Below are 16,744 nucleotides of genomic sequence, written 5' to 3'. Positions count from 1 at the left end.
CATGACCGACGTACCCCAGCGACGGGCGCGCGCCAAGCGCTCGGCTTCGTTCCCCACCTCATCCCTTCCTGCCCCCGCATCGACCGACCGGCGTTCGCGTTCGAGCCGCTCCGGCGGACGCCCCGCTCCGGCCGCGCCGGCAGTTGCACCCTTCGCCACCTCGCCGGGCGCTGCGAGCACGACGGAGCGCCCGAAGCCGGGCGCCCGTGCTTCCAGCAGGCCGGCAGGAGACAAGCGGGCCAACGGCTCCGGGTCCGTCCGGCTGCGCGGGAAGACGTGGACCGCACGGCTTAGCCTCGGCGAGGCCGGTCGACCGACGTTCAGCTTGCCGACGTGCCGGACCGAGCAGGAAGCCAACGCGCGCCTGGAGGTGCTGGCCGACCTCGCCGGCCGCCTGCTCGCAGCCGGCCAGATCGTGCTCGGCCTGCCGTTGCTGGAGCAGGCGGCCGCGCGCGAGGGACGCGCACTCCATGACGTCCGGCTTGCCATCGAGCAACTCTGCAAGGGCGAAGCGCGTGCTCGCCCGTCCGGGGAAATCACCTTCGCGGAGTTCGCCGAGTTGGTTGTCTCTGGAAGGCTCGCCGAGCAGTACCCGCTTCATGTGAAAGCGCTCCGTCGTCCCGAACCATACCGACACAAGCTGAATCATGTTCTGGATGTGCTCGGTCCCATTCCTCTCCCTCGTTTGACACTCGACCACGCGGATCGGGCGATCTCCATGCTGCCGGCGCACCTTGAGGCTTCGTCGCGTCAAGGCATCGCAAAGTTCATCCACAGGATACTCGCGCTCGCGACCTATCCGGCGCGGATCATCGCGAACAATCCGCTGCCGCGTGGCTGGATCCCCAAAGCAGACGACAACAAGGCCAAGGGCTCCCTCTATCCCGACGAGGATAGGCGTCTCATGGCGGCGGTGGACATTCCACTGTCCTATCGGATCTACTATGGCTTCCTGATCCGCGAGGGAATGCGGGCAGACGAGGCGGGAAGGCTGGAGCCGTCCGATCTCGATCTCGATCGCGGCGCCGTGGTGCTCGACGAGAACAAGACGGATGACCCACGCGCCTGGGCACTCTCACCAGATGTTGTGCGCGCGCTTCGGGCCTATTTCGCGATATGTCCGCCGAAGGAGCGTGTCTTCATCGGGCCGAACGGTCCCCTGCCGGGCCGCAGTGGAGCGAAGAACTTTCGGAATCACCTGCGCCGCGCTGGTATCGATCGGCCTGAGCTCTTCGAGACCACGCAGTCGAGGCTGAACATACGTTTGCACGACACCCGTGCGACCTTCATCACGATCAAGCTCGCGAACGGCCGCACGGAGACGTGGATCTCCGATCGGACCGGACATAAGTCGAGCCGTCAGATTCACAACTACAAGCGCGCGGCGCGCAAGGTCGCTGAGCTCGGCTTGGGGGACTTCGCGCCTTTGGACGAGGCGATTCCCGAGCTAAACGGCAAGGGCGGCCCCGTAGGTGGAAGTGCTCCTACGTCCGCAGGACTGGAGGCGCGCTCGCCGTCGCCGAGCCACGACGCGTCCCTTGTCCGCGCGCTGCCCGACCGAGCGCCCAGCGCGGTGGATGACGACGCCGGCCAGGCCGCAGGGGGCAACGCGACGGCTACCAGCGACGCGTTGGGCCCGCGTTGGGCCAAGCCGGCGGCTCGCCCGGCTGCGGATCGGCTAGAAGCATCTGAAATCGTTGAAGTTTCGTCCGACCCTGCCGCGTCGCCTCAGGAATCCTGGCGGGAATTCTGACCCGCGATACTAGCATTGCACCCGGCCCGGATGCCGTCCTCCGCCTCCTCCGCCGCGTCCGTTTACCTCCAGCGCCCCGACGCGGAGCGCTGGCTCGGCCCCTTCCGGCTGATCCGCCAGCTGGGGCGCGGCGGCTTCGCCCCCGTGTGGCTGGCCGAGGAGATCTACGACCGGCGCAAGCTCCGCGACGCCGCGGTCAAGCTCTTCTTCCTGCCGGACGGCATCGCCCCGGCCTCGCCCGCGGCCACGTCCTGGCGCGACGCCATCCTCGACGAGGCGCGCGCCCTCTGCCGGGTCGAGCACCCCAACATCGTCCGCTTCTACGCCCTGCACCGCGACGACGCCTGGGGCGCGGTCGGGCTCGCCATGGAGCACGTCGCCGGCCTCAGCCTCGATCGCCGCCTGGAGCAGGCCGGGTGCCTGAGCCCTCGAGACGCCGCCGAGGCCGCGCTGGCCGTCGCCTGGGCGCTCTCCGCCGTCCACGACGCCGGCCTCGTGCACCACGACGTCAAGCCGAGCAACATCGTCGAGCGCGCGGCGGCGCCGGAGCCGCCGTCCGCGGGCCGAGGCTCGGCGGCGCGCCCCGCGTACAAGCTCATCGACTTCGGCATCGTCGTCGACGACCCCTCCGTCGTGCCCGCGGGCGCGGCCGAGCGGCCGCTCTTCGGCTCCCCCGGTTACATGGCGCCGGAGCGGCTCCTCGGGGGCGCCGCCTCGCCCGGCACCGACCTCTACGCCCTCGGCGCCACGCTCTTCCGCCTGTGCACCGGCATGCTCCCGGTCGACGCCGTGGGCGGGCTGGAGGCCCTCCTCGACCGGCGGCGCCCGCCCCGGCTCGACGCGCTCTTGCCGCCCGGCGCGCCCGTGCTCGAGCCGCTCGCGCGCCTCACCGCGCTCCTGCTCGAGCCGGATCCCGGCGCGCGCCCGCGCCACGCCGAGTGGGTCGCGCGCGAGCTCGAGCGGGCGCTCGCCCTCTCCACGAGCGAGCGCCCGCCGCCGACGATCCGCGTCGGGCGCGGCTCCCCGGGCGCGGAGCCCGCCCGGCGCGACCTGCCGACCGCCGACCTGCCGCACGACGTCACCCTCCCCGCCGCGCCGGGCGCCATCCGGACGAGCGAGGCCGGAGGCCCGCCCGAGCCCTGCACGCACGCCGCGCTGGTCGGCCGCAGCGACGCCCTCGAGGTGCTCGCCCGCCTCGCCGCGGAGGTGCAGGAGGGCGCCGTCCGCGCCGCGGTGATCACAGGCCCGCTCGGCATCGGCCGTACCCGGCTGCTCGCCGCTGCGGTCGAGCGCGCCGGCATCGGCGACGCCCGCGTGCTCCGCGCCGCCTGCTCACCGGAGCGGAAGAGCCCCCTCCGGCCGCTGCTCCGCGCCCTGGAGGCGCTCCCGCCCGAGGCCGCCTCCGCGTTCGGCCTGCTGCAGGACACCATCGAGCGGGCGCTGTCGCCGAGCGTGCTCCCGGGCGCGCCGGACGCGGCCGCCGCGATGGAAGCCGTCGAGGACGCCTTGCTCTGGGCGAGCGTCGAGGCGCCGCTGCTGCTCGCCATCGACGACCTGCAGTGGGCCGACGCGCCCACCCTCATCCTGCTGCGGCTCGTGCTCGAGCGCGTCGGCGCGCGCGCAGGCGCGGCGAGCGCCCGCCCCGGCGCGGCGCCGCGCCTCCTCGTCCTCGCGGCCGCGCGCGACGAGCCGAACCCTCCGCCGCCGCTGCGCGCCCTGCTCGCCGAGCTGCGCGGGCGCACCCGCCCCGGCGCCCGGCACGTCGCCCTCGGCCCGCTCGGCGACGAGGACGCCGCCCGCCTCGTCCAGGCCACGCTCCCCGTCGCGCCCGCGCTCGAGCGCGCGGTGGTGCGCGGCGCGGGCGGCGTGCCCTTCTTCATCGTTCACGCGCTCGTCGCCTGGCGCGAGACGGGCGCGCTCGTCCACCGCTCCGGCGCCTGGGACGTCGCGGCGCCGGACGCCCTCGACCGCGGCGTCCCCGGCGTCGCCGACCTCGTGTCCGCGCGCCTCGCCGGCTACCTCGATCCGGCGAGCGACGCCGGGCGGCTCGCCCTGCGCGCGCTGGCCGCGGTCGCGCTCTATGGCGGCGGCCTCGGCGCCGACGTGCTCGCCGAGGTGATCGACAGCGACGATGACGCGCTGGAGGTCGCGTTGCTCGCCCTCGTCGATGCGGGCATCCTCGTCGCCGCGAGCGACGGGCAGGGGCACGGCTTCGCCCAGGAGATGGTGCGCCAGGCCGTGCTCAACCTCGCGCGGCCGCGGCCCTGGCTGCGCCGCCTGCACCGCGCGCTGCTCGACGCCATCGCGCGCGGCCCCACCGCCGCCGCGGACGCCGCGTTCCTCGCCACGGGCTACGAGCGCCTGGGCGCGGCCCCGGAGGCGCGGCGCTGGCTCGGCCGGGCCATGGAGGCCGCGCTGGCCTCGGGCCTGTTCGTCGAGGCGGTGGAGTTCGGCGACCGCCTCGCCGCGCTCGCCGAGGACCCGGACGAGCGCGCTGCCTTCGAGATCGAGGCGGTGCGCGCCCTCCTGCGCGGCAGGAAGCTCGAGGAGGCCCGGCGGCGGCTCGACGCGCTCGACGCGCGCGCGGCCGTGTTCCCCGCCCGCTGCGCGGCGGTGTCGCTGCGCCGCCGGCTCTGCCGGCTGGAGGTGGCGCGGGGGCTGCGGGAGGAGGGCTACGACGATCCGGTGCTGCTCGCCGACGCCGACGCCCAGCCCGACCTTTCGCTCCGCTGCGAGGCGCGCATGGCGCTCGCCGGCGTCGCCGCGCCGGAGCGGGCCCTCGCGCTCGCGGGCGAGGCGGTGGCGCTCGCGTCGCGCGCCGGCGCCGCGCTGGAGTTCGGGGCGCGCGTGCTGCGCTTCGAGCTGAACTACGCCTCGAACCACCGCGACCTCGCGCTGGCCGAGGAGGACCTCACGCGCGCGCTCACCATCGCGACCGCGCTCGGGTCGAGCTGGCACCGGCTGCACATCGAGGCCGATCTCGCGGTGCTCGAGGCGGAGCGCGGCCGGCTCGGCGCCGCGATCGACCGGCTTGGCCGCCTCGCCGCGCGGGCCGAGGCGGAGGGCATGCGCGGCCAGCTCCGCCTCGTGCTCACGAACCTCGCCGCCTTCCTGCTGCGGGAGGGTCGCGCGGCCGAGGCGGCGGAGACGGCGGGCCGCACGGCCGAGCTCGCGGCCGAGGCCGGGGATCCGGCGCTGCGCGCGAGCGCGCTGTCGCTGCGCGCGGACGCGCTCCGCCGCACCGGCGATCTCGCCGGCGCGCTCTCCGCCGCCGACGAGGCCGAGGCGCTGCAGCGCGCCCACCGCGACCGTCGCCAGGCGCTCACGCTGCTGCGGCGCGCGGAGATCCTGGCCCTGGCCGGCCGCTCCGCCGAGGCGCTCGCCGACGCCCGGGCGGCCCGCGAGGTCGCCGAGGCGCGAGGCGACCGCGACCTCGCCCTCGGGGCGCGGCTCTGGGAGCTGCTCTTCGTGGCGCGGCGGGGCGAGGTCGGGGCCGAGGCCATCGAGGCGGCGCTCGCGGAGGCGGCTGGATCGGGCGTGACGTTGCGCCCGCTCACGCTGGGGCTGATGGACGAGGCGCGCGCGTGGGTCGCTGCGGCGCGGAGGGTGCTGGAGCCGACGCTCCCGTCCGAGCCGGCGCCGGCGTCGGGGTGAGGCCGCGGCGCGCCGCCCTCGGCGCCCGACCTCTCCAGCCCCTGGCGCTCACGGTCCCAGGAGCCGTCGTTCGCCGGAGCGGCGGACGGCGCCGATCTCGGCCTGCCCGGGGCGCGCGCGGGTCACTTCGACGGCGTCGACGCTGGCGGCTGGATCGACGTCGGCGCTGGCTTCGGGACCAACGTCGGCGCGGGGCGCGGGTCGCGCACCGGCTCTTCCGGGCGCTGGTCGACGATCACGCCGCGATCCTGGATGCACTTCTGCTTGGGGCCGCTCCAGATGCAGCCCGGCGGGCAGACCGGCGGGTCGCCTGTCGGCTGCTGGTCCGAGCAGAGATCGTCCTCCTCGGAGGCCTCGCGGGTGTTCGGCACGGTCTCCGGCCCCGCATTCCGGGGCGTCTCGGCGGACGATGCCCCCGTCGGGGTCTCGACGGGCTGCGGCGGTGTGCTCGAACAAGCGGCGGCCGCGAGGGCGACGGACGAGAGGAGCATCGGGATCAGGCTTCGGCGCATGAGATCTCTCCGCGGATAAGCAGGTGGAAGGCTGCCCGCGGCCGGGGCTTCCGGCGCGGGTGGTGTCGCCGTTGTGTCGCACCAGGCACCCTCCTGGCAACGGGCATTCCACCGCCCGACAGGGCACCGGGCGTCCCGCGCCGCCGCCCCGAGGCGAGGAGAGGCCGCGGGCGAGGCGGGGGGCATCACGCCAGCGAGGCGTCCGCGACGTCGCCCCTGCGGGTTCCAGCGCCTGAGAGGCGCCCTTCGGCGGCGCCGTAGCTTTCCGGTGACGTGTCGACGTGGCCGGTGCGGTCGCCTTATTCGGAGATGCGACTTTCGGGACGGGAACGAGCCACGCGCTCGACCCGTCAGCGAGCGCTGCAAAGAGTCTATTGACTACCGGCGCCCCGTCTGGTTCGATTTCCCACCGTCTCCGCACCTGTCGACGTAGGAGTCCGCGCTTCTCGAGACTGTTGACCATTCTAGGGTAAATGGCGGACCCGGAGGGACGAATCCGAATCATGGGCCAACGGATGGGGATCCTCATCGACGGCTACTCTGGAGCCGCAGCCCTGCCGCGCGCGCTTCGGCGCTTTGGTTACGAGTGCGTGCACGTCCAAAGCATGCGTGAGATTCCTCGCGATTACCTGTCCGCTCACCGGGCGGGGCAGTGGCGAGAGGCCCTGGTCTTCACGGGTGACGTCGACGGCCTCGCGGCGCGGCTGCGCGAAGAATTCGCGCCAGCCTTCGTGGCCGTCGGCGCTCACGAGAGCATCTGGCTCGCGGACGTGCTGAGCGAGGCGCTGGGCCTACCAGCGAACGGGGAGATCGGCCGGCGGCTCTACCTCGATAAGCATTTCGCCGCGGAGGCCCTCGCCGCCGCGGGCGTGCCCGCTCCGCTGACCTTTGCGGCGACGACAGTGGCCGAGGGGCTCGAGAGCGCGGCTCGCATCGGCTCGTGGCCCGTGGTCGTCAAACCCATCAACAGCTCGGGCTCCGATGGGGTGTCGTTCTGTCACGGGCCGGCCGATGTCGAGCGTGCCTGTCGCGCGCTGCTCGGCGAAAGGAACATCTGCGGACAGATCAACGATAAGCTGGCGGTGCAGCAATTCGCCTCGGGGCGGGCCTACGCGACACATACCGTCAGCCTCGACGGCCACCACGTGCTGGTGGCTGTGTTCGAATTCGCCAAGAGAACCGGCCCGCTGGGGGGAGCCATTTACGACTGCTTTCGCTTGATCTCACCGGCCCAGCACGAGTCATGGCGAGAGCTGTACCACTACTCGCGCCGATGCCTGGACGCGCTGCACGTCAAGACGGGTCCGGTCCTCGGCGAGATCATGCTGACGGCTCAGGGGCCCATGCTGATCGAGATCAACGCCCGGCTCGCCGGGGCCGGGACCGGCTCCTGCGCCGAAATCGAGGCCGCCCTCGGGCACAGCCACGCGAGCGCCTACGCACAGCGCCTCTGTGATCCCCAGGGCTTCTTGCGGCGCTTCGAGGCGCCGATGACCATGAGCAAACACGTGTGGTTCGTCGCCGTGGCGGCGCTCGAGGCCGGAACCGTGAACTCGCTGGCCGGCCTTTCGCGCATCGAGTCGCTGGTGAGCTTCAGCGATTACATATGGAAGCCGGGGCTCGGCGATGCGCTGCGACCGTGCATCGATCAACAGTCCATCCCCGCCCTGGTCGTGCTCAGCCACCAGGATGAAGCCGTCGTCAGAGCTGACTACGAGGCCATTCGCGCGCTCGAGGCAGCCGACGTGTTCGGGCTGAAGGAAGAGCGACGATGACTGCCACGCGCGTCTGGCCGGTAGATGAGCCGCTCCAGCGCCCCGAGAGGAGCGCGCGCTTACTGACGACCCACAATTTTTTAGCGGTCGAGCTACTCGAGCGCTGGCGTCGCCACTGCGAGCGAGCCGAGCTCCCCGGACCCGATGGCGAGTGGAGCTACACGACCAACGACGGCACGGCCAAGATCCGCAGCAACGAAAACATCGTCGAGCGGCGGCGTCGCGTCGAGGCCGCCTACAAACGAGGCGAGTTCGCCTACTCCAAGTGGGAACCCCAGCGCACGTCGGCGTTTCATCAGGAGGTGCAGCGACACATGAGCTCGGCGGCGACCCTCGCCCAGCTTTCGGCGATCGTCGGGGAGGAGGTCGTGCGAATCAGCGATGTGTACGTGACGATTTTTCAGGATGGCGACTTTCTCAGCCTCCATGACGATCGTGGCCTCGGCAAATACGCATTTACCATCTCGCTTTCCAGCCTGGCCGAGGGCGAGGGAGGGCGGCTGCGCCTGTACGCGGCTCCCGAAGGGGGCGATGGCCAGCCCCGCATGCTCGGCGAGCTCCGCCCGCGGGCCAACGAACTTTTGATCTTCTCGCTCAGCCCCACGCTGTTGCCCCACGAGGTCGAGCCGGTTACCGGCACCACCCGTCGCTCGACCATCGCCGGCTTCCTCGAGACCCGAGACTTCACGTGCAACCAGGCCTTCATCGACGAGGCTGCGGGGGTCGACGCTCGAGCACCCTCGGATGCGCCCCACGCCGGAGCATGAACTTGCATAGCAGGCAACCGCTCCATCCCCGCACGCTGCGCTCATGACCGAAAACTCACGCCCGCCGGAGCGCCGGTCGCTCTGCCGAAGCACACCTTCTCCCTTCCAGGTTATGGCGGAGCGCAGCACTAATACGCCGAGCGGCAGAGACCGTGCGTCAAGATGTCGCACGGGAGGCGAATCGGTGGTGGCGGAGGTCGGGTTACCGGAGGCGCGCAGGGGCTCCGGGTCACCAGCGAGGACGAGGTGTCGGCGGGGAAGGCTCAGGGGCAGGTCATGTTCGAGGGCGGCGTGCAGATGCCGTCCTTTTCCACGTCGATGAGCTGCATCATGCCGAGGTCCTCGTGCTGCAACATGTGGCAATGCAGCACGTACGCGCCTTCGAAGTGCAGGAAGCGCGAGAGGAACGTGAACGTCCCGCCGAACCCGTCCATGTCGTAGCCGTCCCTGGGCAGGAGCAGCGTGTCGCGCCAGATGGGATACGCGGGCGGCTTGCCGTTGAGCGACGTCACCAGGAACGAGTTCACGTGGATGTGGAAGGGGTGCAGCGAGGCGCTCTTCTGGATGTTGTTCACGGTCCACTCCTCGGTGGCGCCCGTCGCCATGCACTGATCGACCCGGCCCTCGCAGAACTCCTTCCCGTCGATCGTGAAATGGTAGCCCGAGGTGCCCGTGGCGCCCTTGTCGACCACCACCTTGAACTCGAGCGAGCGCTTCTTCGAGACCATGTTGCCGGGCTTCATCGTGTCGTCGAAGCCCGGGTAGAGCGCGGGCGTCTTCATCGTCGCCGGGATCTCGATGCTGGTGTCCGGCTCCCCATCGACGATGATCGTGCCGAGGACCTGCGGCTCGGAGCAAGCGAAGCCGAGATCATAGCCGAGGGTCACCATCTGATAGGTGCCCTTCTGGAACTGGGCGAGGATGTCCACCCGGTTCCCCGGCCCGATGAGGTACTCGACCTCCGAGACCGCATCGGCCATGGGCATCGATATCGGTTTGGGGTAGGTGACCCCGTCGGTGGCGACCTGCACGTAGGGGACCGACTGCGCGCGCAGAGCGTTCTGCGCTGCCAGGAAGCCGGGGTCCTGCTTGCTGTCGAAATGCTTATTCGCCGGGCAGGCGTAGCTGAACGGCGTGTACCCTGCCTTCGGCAGCTTCGTCGCAGAGTCCACCTGATCGTCAGGCACGCGGACGAAGGCGACGTCGAGCGGCAGGTGGAAGCCGGCGTGGATCAGGCGATAGCGCTGCACCTCGCTCGGGCGCATGCGGATGATCGGGTTGACCTGGCCATTGACGGTGAAGAAATCGGTCGTCCCGTCCGCGTCGGTGACGATCTCGTTGTACGTCGCGAGGCGGGGCGCGCCGGGGCACGTATCCAGCGTCTGGAGCATGAACTCCCCGATGACGAGGAGCTGCTCCTTGCCCTGACCCGCCTGCGGCTCGGGCGCGAAGAGGGCGTCGAGGTCGTCGTTCGCCGGGTCGCGGATGAGAATGGCCCCGGCCATGCCGCCCATGACCTGGATCGCCGTGGAGCGGTGCACGTGCGGGTGATACCAGTACGTCCCGGCGGGGTGATTGGCCACGGTCCCGTCCGGCATGGGGAGATCCTTGGGGATCTTGAAGACGAAATCGTACGATTCGCCCGGAGCGATCTCGAGCAGGACGTCGTCTCCGGGCGGCCCGGGATCGACGTGCAGCCCGTGGACGTGCATGTTCGTGGTGTTGTTGGAGAACCCGGGGACGTGGTGCGAATCGCCGCCGGTGGTGCTCGAGCCGCTCGCGTTCGCGATGCCGCAATCGGTGGGATCCACGTTGAGGTTGTCGCTGGGGAGCTTGTTCATGAGCTTCATGATGATCGTGTCCCCGGGGCTGACCTCGAGGGTCGGGCCGGGCAGCTTGCCCGTGTAGGTGCCCGTGAAGCTCGCCGTGCCCTTGTTGACCGTCAGGCCCGTATAGGCGCGGGTCTTGAACGTGTATGCGCCCACCGTCACATCCGTCTCGGTGATGGTGATCTCGATATCGAGCACGCCGTCCTTGGAGCGGACCCAGGCGGGCTTCTGGATCTCGGGGTTCGGCGGCGTGACCGTCCCGGGGCTCACGGGATCGGAGCCGCAGCCGAGGACCTCGGGTAGGAAGAGACCCGCGCTCACCGTGGCGCCGAGCCTCAAGAAGTTGCGCCGGTCGATCGAAAGCGCGAGACCGGACGAACGCGTGTCACGCATGTTTCCGTTGTTGCTCATGAGAAGAATCTCCTGTGACCTTTCGTGAAAAGGACGTGTGCGAGCGCGCGCGCCCTGGCAGCGCGTCGCGTTCGTCATCGACGAGCACGGTCCCGCAATCCCCCGCCGTGCTCGCGGATGACTTCGCTTGAAACTAACATTTTACTTGGCGCTGACGGGACTGCCCTTGTGGACATGGATTCGCTCTCGCTCTTGTGCCGCCTCGCGGCCAGCGTCCCGCCGCCGCGCTTTCACACCGTCAAGTACGCTGGCGTGCTCGCCTCGGCAAGTCGCCCACGTTGGCGCGCAAGCGCATCGGACCGCGCCCTGCGAAGCCACAAGAGCCTACGAAGGCGGACGAAGACGCCGCTTCGAAACGCAAGCGTGGCGGCTGTCGGGCGATCGACAAACTGCGCCGAGCTCTTGCGCCGCACATTTGCGATCGATGTGCTCGAGTGCCCAGCTTGCAAGGGGCGGATGAAGCTCGTCGCCATGGTGACCGAGCCAAGGAACATCGCCCGCTTCCTCTCCGCGCTCGGCGAGCCGACCGATGTTCCAGCTCGCTCTCCCAGCGCCGACGCGGCGGCCGCCGTACTGGAAGAGCACCGTTGTGCGCTGCAAGGCGCCCGGTGACGCCGCATAACGTCTCGCGACGCGCCTCCCGGGCCAGACCAACGCCCGGACGGACACGTGTGCCCACGGCACGCCGATGCGCCCCGTAGCGCGCTCGGCGCCGCCCGGACCACGCTCTTTCGACCCAGGACCGAGCCATCACGACGCTCGCGGTCCCACTCTTTCGGTTTGCTGCGCTACACTTCCTCGCGCTGCGATCCGGCTTAATTTACCTACGCGTTGCGCCGCCCTGCAGGTGCTACTTGGCGGAGACGGAGATGACGATGTTCTCGGTCTTCGGCACGCTCCAGCAGAAGCTGGACAGGGTCACCATCATTGAATGTCGCTGGCACACCAACGACGTAGCGCCTGTCCCGCGTGCTGCGGATGACGTATGACATGCGAATGCTCACTTGCATGTCGTCCCATGCGCGTCCGATGGAAGACCTGGGGACGGGTTGTGTTGCACCTGCATGGTGCACTCCTGATCTACTTGCTCATGAAGGTTGCCTGCTCCGCGGCGAGAAACGCAGAGGTCACGTCCCTCGCCGGCGGTGCCTCGAGCCGTTTGTAGAGCCGCGTCATCTCGACCCGCTGCCCTGCCGGGTGCAGCTCGCATGCCAGGCGCTCGAACCGTCTCTCCCACGAGCCGCCGACGTGGCGATCGGCGCGGCGGCGTGCGTGGGCGGGCAGGGGCCTGCCGGCAGCCGGCAGCGACCGGGGCTGCGTGCGTCACCTGGAGACGCAGCGCCTCTTCTGAAGATGCACGCGGCCGGTCCGGCACCCCAGATGCGCTCGGCGCGCCGTGCTACGACGTGGTTGCGCTGGGTGGCCGGCCAGTGCCCAGCTCGCAAGGGGCGGTGAAGCTCGTCGCCATGGTCACCGAGCCCCGGAACATCGCCTGCTTCCTCTCCGCGCTCGGCGAGCCGACCGATGTTCCAGCACGCTCTCCAGCGTCCACGCGGCGGCCACCGTACTGGAAAAGCACCGTTGTGCGCCGCAAGGCGCCCGGTGACGCCGCATAGCGTCTCGCGACGCGCCTCCCTGGCCAGACCAACGCACGGACGGACACGTGTGCCCACGGCACGCCGATGCGCCCCGTAGCGCGCTCGGCGCCGCCCGGACCACGCTCTTTCGACCCAGGACCGAGCCATCACGACGCTCGCGGTTCCACCCTTTCAGTTTGCTGCGCTACACTTCTTCGCGCTGCGATCCGGCTTCGTTTACCTACGCGCCCGGTGACGCCGGCGCCGGCGTGCACCAGGCGGCCCGCGCGGTCGGCGGCCTCGCCGAGCGGGAGGTGCCCGCGGAGCACGCTGCGCCCGCTGGCCAGGGCGACCCGCGCCTCCGGCCAGCGCTCCTTGAGCCGCAGCGCGCACCGCGCCGCCTGCACGGCGAGGTCGGTCGCGGCGCCGTGGCGCGCCTGGTCCAGCGTGGCGATGATCGAGCCGTCCGCGAGCCCTCGACATGGCCGCCGTACGCCGAGCGGCGCCGCAGACGGCCTGGTGCGAGGCCTGCGACCGCGCGGCCTCGCCGGCGTCGATCATCGAGGCGCCGTCCACGCCGTGGTCGTGCGGCGAGGCGAGGATGACGCTGACGACGCCGTCGAGGTGGCCGTCCTCTCCTGGAGCCTGCGTCTGCGGGAGACGCGGCGCTGCATGCAGGGACGCAAGCCTCCGCTCCGCCGCCCCCTGCCTTGAACGAGCGCGGGTGCTTGCGCATCACTTTACTGCCTCGGTCTACGCCCACGTAGCCCAGCGGCACGAGCTTTGCCATCCCTTTGCCATCCGACGACGGCACGGCAGCGCGGCATGAGGCTCGCCCCTGCACCATGTCCGAAAGGGACAAGCCCACCAGCACACATTCGAGAGGAAACCAACGATTGTCATCTCTCATCGAGACTGACACCTTTCGCCCGCCTGACCCCACCCGGGAGTCAGTCGTGATTGGACATAGCGCTCAAGGAGGAGAAGCCATGGTACAGCAGGAGAACGCGGGAGTAGGGACCGACGTGAAGCAGCAGGTGATGATGACATTGGCTGGTCTGGCGTCGACGGCGCAGAATACGCTCCCGGGCGAATTGCCCGACCAGCAGACTGCGCGCATCCAGAAGGGCATCGAAACGCAGCTGGCGATGACGTCGCTGGCCACCGCCGGCCAGTGGACGTTGAAGTGGGTGCAGCAGTCGGGTTTCGGGTTCAACATGGCCTACATCGCGCAGAACGCCGCGGCCTCCGCGTTCGCGGTGGTATTTCGCGGCACAGTCAACCTCTTCAACTTCATGGAAGACTATGACGTGGCGACTCCGGAGGACTTCCTCGGCGGCGCGCAGTATGGCAAGGTGTCCCATGGATCCAATGTCGCATTCGCCGCGATCACGAACGATACGAATCTGGCGTCGACGCTCCAGGGATTCGTGAAGGAAAGTTCCGGTCCACAGACTGTATATGTCGTCGGCCATAGCCTCGGCGGAGCCATGGCCACCATGTTTAGCCTCTACCTTCGGGACCAGCTGAACGGCTATGGTTGCACCGTGCAGTGCTACACCTTCGCCGCGCCGAGCGCGGGTGACAGCAAGTTTGCCACCTCGTTCAACAACCAGCAGCCTGCGCCCGTTTGCGTCTGGAACGCATACGACGTCGTCCCCCACGCTTGGGCCGCGCTGGAGACGGTCCGGGATACTTTCTATCCCCTGCCGGGGCTCGCCGCCAGCAAGGACATGAAACAGCAGATTCAGAGCGCAATAGACAAGGCTAACGGGGTGGGCACACATTCCCAGTATACGCAGGTGGCCCAGCAGCCGCCGCTCAACACGAATCTATCTATTTATTTTACTGATTCCCGCCACGTTCTCAGAAATGACGAGGCGATGGCCGACGCCTATTGGAAGGAAGAGATGGCGTACCAGCACGGGGCCAACACCTACCTCGAGCTCCTCGGGCTCTCCGAGCAGCAGCAGCTCCCCAACCCGCCGGTGGCGACCAGCGTGAGCCCGAACAACGGGCACATGAACGACCTGCTGACCATCACCGGCAAGAACTTCTCCCAGGACTGCAAGGTGAGGTTCTACTTCTTGATCGGGTTCGGGGACGCGACCGATGTCACGGTCAAAGACGATAAGACCATCACATGTAAGGCACCGTTTGGCATCGGGGGCGCCGTCGCCGACGTGCGCGTGATCAACTGCGCCGGCGCCTCGGATCAAAGCGCCGCCACCCAGTTCAAGTTCGACTAAGCCGCTCGGTCCGCCAGTCAACGCCCGCGCGGGCGCGATGCTTCCTCCCCCTGATGTTCCATCGCCGGACCAAACAGACTGTAAAGCGCGATCGGTGTGGTCACCTGGCTCAACAAAGCCGCGGTCAGGTGACAGAGCTAAGAAGGGTAGCGAGAGCACCCATTGCCGCACGGGCACCGCTGGGAGCACGCGGTCCGTTATGTGCGCCGCCGTATTGCACATCCGGCGAGCATCGCAGCTCGGACACACGCTGGCGGCGCAGGCTCGCCCAGGACGGGGCGTTGTTCGGCGTGCTGACCCGCATCTTCGTCGAGAGCGTGGAGCGGTTCTACGAAGAGCGCGCCGCGCGCCGAGGCGCGTGCGGCGCGGTCAAGAGCGGCGCGGTGACCGTCGTGCAACGCACGTCCGGCGACATGCGGCTCAATCCGCATCTGCACGTGGTCTTCCTCGACGGGGCTTATCACGAAGACGGCACCGAGCTCGTGTGGACTGCCCTTGTGGACATGGATCCGCTCTCGCTCTTGTGCCGCCTCGCGGCCAGCGTCCCGCCGCCGCAGGCGGAGCTGGTCGAGTACGAGCGCTACCCGACGCGAGCGGCCGCCACCGCCTCGGTCAGAGACTACATCGACAACTTCTACAACCTGAAACGCCGGCACTCACGGCTCGCCTACATGAGCCCGATCGAGTTCGAATTGAAGACCTACGTGGCCGCGCGCGCGGCATAGTGAGACTGTCCGAGGAAGCGGGGGAGGATCACTTGTGGCTCATCGGGGACGACCCCGACACCACCGTCGGTAAGCAAAATTGCGCTTACGATCGAGTCGTCGTGGCAGGCGACGAGATGCGGGTGAATGCCGCGCAGGCTCGCACCGTGTATGTGGACGAGAGATTCAAATTGAACGGGGACGAGATGAGGGCGGAGAGCGACCGTTTTCCGATCGAGTTCGTCATCAAGTGATCGAGGCCCTCGAGGCTCGCTCTCGCTCCGTCGACCTCGATCTGTAAGTCATACGAATCGAGCTGCGCGCGCGCGACGTCATGCACCTCGCCATCCGTCGAGCGCCGGCACGCGCAGAGAGGACAGGCTGTCTCCAGCCAACTCCTCGCGCGGCACAACCACTTCATCCAGCGCCAGCGTATGCGCATGGGCATTCGGCCCAGGTTGATGCGAAAGTGGCGCGCAGCAACCGACCGCTCGAAGGCTACTTCGCGTAGCCTTCGACCTTCTTCACGAGATCCGGCGAGAAGGTGCCCTGGCCGAGCTTCTGCCGGGTCTGCTTGAAGACGGCCTCCCACTTGGTCTTGTCGTCGGCCGACGGCGTGGTGACCGTCATCTTCGCCTTGAGGCGGCTGCAGGCGGCGTCGTCCTCGCTGCGGACCTGGGTGGTGAGGGCGCTCACGGCCACCTTGCCGGTGTCGGTCAGGATGGCCTTGAGGTCGGCCGGGAGCGCGTCGATGGTCTTGCTCGAGAACACGACCGCGCCGATCGCGGTCGCGATCACGGCGTCGTTGATGTTGTCGAGCTTGCCAGCCCACTGGAGCTGCTCGGCGGCGAGGCACGGCGCGCTGACGACATTGACCGCGCCGGTGTTCAGGTTCGGCAGGACCTCGGGCACGTTGAGCGGCACGCCGGAGACGCCGCCGATCGTGGAGTAGAGCACGGGGAGGATGGCGTCGGCGCGGATGTAGTGCGGCTTCTTGCCCTTGAGGTTGCCGGGCACCTTGATCGCGAAGCCCTTCGACATGGTGCGCACGAGGCCGACGTCGAACCATCCAGAGATGAAAAAGCCCGCATCCTTCGCGCCCTTCTCGAAGTCCGTCTTGAGGGCGTCACGGGCCTCGTCGAGCTTGCTCCAGCTCGTGAACAGGCCCGGCATCTGCAGCGCGAGGATCGGCTTGTAAACCTTGCCGAGGCCGACGCCGGTGACGGCCGCGCCGTGGAGCTGGCCGCCCTTGATCTTGGCGATCATCGCGTCTTCATCGCCCTGCGTTCCGTTGTAGAAGAACTGGAGCTCGAGCCTGCCCGAGCTCTTCTCTTTGACGGCCTTTTCCCAAATCGTAAAGACCTTGCCCCACGTGCTGGACTTGGGCGCCAGCGTGCCGATCTTGATCGCCTCGGCGGCGCGTGCTTCGCGCGCCAACCCGAACCCGGCCACGAACGCCAAGGCGCCGAGGAACGCCATCACCTTCTGCAGCTTCATTGCGATTGCCTCCATG

General features: G+C 69.3%; 11 protein-coding genes. 8 read left to right on the top strand and 3 right to left on the bottom strand.

Features of this window, described 5'->3' with window-relative positions:
• The first annotated feature begins 1 nt into the window (after position 1).
• Together WMF26_RS06860 and WMF26_RS06855 are read left to right on the top strand one after the other, a co-directional pair.
• Complete coding sequence (locus WMF26_RS06860; protein ID WP_437999657.1) at positions 2-1,753, top strand: tyrosine-type recombinase/integrase; 1,752 nt, start codon at positions 2-4, stop codon at positions 1,751-1,753.
• Between the two features lie 30 nt (positions 1,754-1,783).
• On the top strand, positions 1,784-5,407 hold the full coding sequence (locus WMF26_RS06855; RefSeq protein WP_437999656.1) for a serine/threonine-protein kinase: 3,624 nt from the start codon (positions 1,784-1,786) through the stop codon (positions 5,405-5,407).
• Positions 5,408-5,529: 122 nt separating this feature from the next.
• Here the strand turns inward: WMF26_RS06855 and WMF26_RS06850 are convergent, their stop codons facing one another.
• Positions 5,530-5,919, bottom strand: a complete 390-nt coding sequence (locus tag WMF26_RS06850) for a hypothetical protein (RefSeq protein WP_437999655.1) — start codon at positions 5,917-5,919, stop codon at positions 5,530-5,532.
• A gap of 515 nt (positions 5,920-6,434) precedes the next feature.
• Here WMF26_RS06850 and WMF26_RS06845 point away from each other — a divergent pair.
• Together WMF26_RS06845 and WMF26_RS06840 are read left to right on the top strand one after the other, a co-directional pair.
• Entirely contained in the window at positions 6,435-7,694 is a 1,260-nt protein-coding gene (locus tag WMF26_RS06845) for an ATP-grasp domain-containing protein (protein ID WP_437999654.1), read from the top strand.
• A complete protein-coding gene (locus WMF26_RS06840; protein ID WP_437999653.1) occupies positions 7,691-8,461 on the top strand; it encodes a 2OG-Fe(II) oxygenase in 771 nt (256 codons plus the stop codon). The genes WMF26_RS06845 and WMF26_RS06840 overlap by 4 nt, the downstream gene beginning before the upstream one ends.
• A gap of 263 nt (positions 8,462-8,724) precedes the next feature.
• On the opposite strand, the gene WMF26_RS06835 is transcribed toward WMF26_RS06840, so the two are convergent.
• Positions 8,725-10,683: a multicopper oxidase family protein gene (locus tag WMF26_RS06835; protein ID WP_437945323.1), complete on the bottom strand. Its 1,959-nt coding sequence runs from the start codon at positions 10,681-10,683 to the stop codon at positions 8,725-8,727.
• 474 nt (positions 10,684-11,157) lie between these two features.
• On the opposite strand from WMF26_RS06835, the gene WMF26_RS06830 reads away from it, so the two are divergent.
• The 4 genes from WMF26_RS06830 (at position 11,158) to WMF26_RS06815 (ending at position 15,485) form a co-directional block, all read left to right on the top strand.
• Complete coding sequence (locus WMF26_RS06830; RefSeq protein WP_437945322.1) at positions 11,158-11,313, top strand: hypothetical protein; 156 nt, start codon at positions 11,158-11,160, stop codon at positions 11,311-11,313.
• 1,954 nt (positions 11,314-13,267) lie between these two features.
• Entirely contained in the window at positions 13,268-14,527 is a 1,260-nt protein-coding gene (locus WMF26_RS06825) for a lipase family protein (RefSeq protein WP_437999652.1), read from the top strand.
• A 290-nt stretch (positions 14,528-14,817) separates the two neighbouring features.
• The gene (locus WMF26_RS06820) at positions 14,818-15,252 is read left to right on the top strand and encodes an IS3 family transposase (protein ID WP_438002383.1); all 435 of its coding nucleotides are present in this window, start codon (positions 14,818-14,820) and stop codon (positions 15,250-15,252) included.
• Positions 15,253-15,284: 32 nt separating this feature from the next.
• Complete coding sequence (locus WMF26_RS06815) at positions 15,285-15,485, top strand: hypothetical protein (RefSeq protein ID WP_437999651.1); 201 nt, start codon at positions 15,285-15,287, stop codon at positions 15,483-15,485.
• 244 nt (positions 15,486-15,729) lie between these two features.
• On the opposite strand, the gene dctP is transcribed toward WMF26_RS06815, so the two are convergent.
• Entirely contained in the window at positions 15,730-16,728 is a 999-nt protein-coding gene (gene dctP / locus WMF26_RS06810) for a TRAP transporter substrate-binding protein DctP (protein ID WP_437999650.1), read from the bottom strand.
• Positions 16,729-16,744: the final 16 nt, after the last annotated feature.

This window comes from Sorangium sp. So ce185, from assembly GCF_051526825.1.
Taxonomy (GTDB): Bacteria; Myxococcota_A; Polyangia; order Polyangiales; family Polyangiaceae; genus Sorangium; species Sorangium cellulosum_D.
This window is presented reverse-complemented; position numbering and strand designations above follow the sequence as displayed.

Excerpts from the sequence above, each read along its gene's own strand:
- dctP (WP_437999650.1), bottom strand. The coding sequence starts at position 16,728 with ATGAAGCTGCAGAAGGTGATGGCGTTCCTCGGCGCCTTGGCGTTCGTG.
- WMF26_RS06835 (WP_437945323.1), bottom strand. The coding sequence starts at position 10,683 with ATGCGTGACACGCGTTCGTCCGGTCTCGCGCTTTCGATCGACCGGCGC.
- WMF26_RS06860 (WP_437999657.1), top strand. The coding sequence starts at position 2 with ATGACCGACGTACCCCAGCGACGGGCGCGCGCCAAGCGCTCGGCTTCG.
- WMF26_RS06830 (WP_437945322.1), top strand. The coding sequence starts at position 11,158 with ATGAAGCTCGTCGCCATGGTGACCGAGCCAAGGAACATCGCCCGCTTC.
- WMF26_RS06850 (WP_437999655.1), bottom strand. The coding sequence starts at position 5,919 with ATGCGCCGAAGCCTGATCCCGATGCTCCTCTCGTCCGTCGCCCTCGCG.
- WMF26_RS06855 (WP_437999656.1), top strand. The coding sequence starts at position 1,784 with ATGCCGTCCTCCGCCTCCTCCGCCGCGTCCGTTTACCTCCAGCGCCCC.
- WMF26_RS06840 (WP_437999653.1), top strand. The coding sequence starts at position 7,691 with ATGACTGCCACGCGCGTCTGGCCGGTAGATGAGCCGCTCCAGCGCCCC.
- WMF26_RS06825 (WP_437999652.1), top strand. The coding sequence starts at position 13,268 with ATGGTACAGCAGGAGAACGCGGGAGTAGGGACCGACGTGAAGCAGCAG.
- WMF26_RS06845 (WP_437999654.1), top strand. The coding sequence starts at position 6,435 with ATGGGGATCCTCATCGACGGCTACTCTGGAGCCGCAGCCCTGCCGCGC.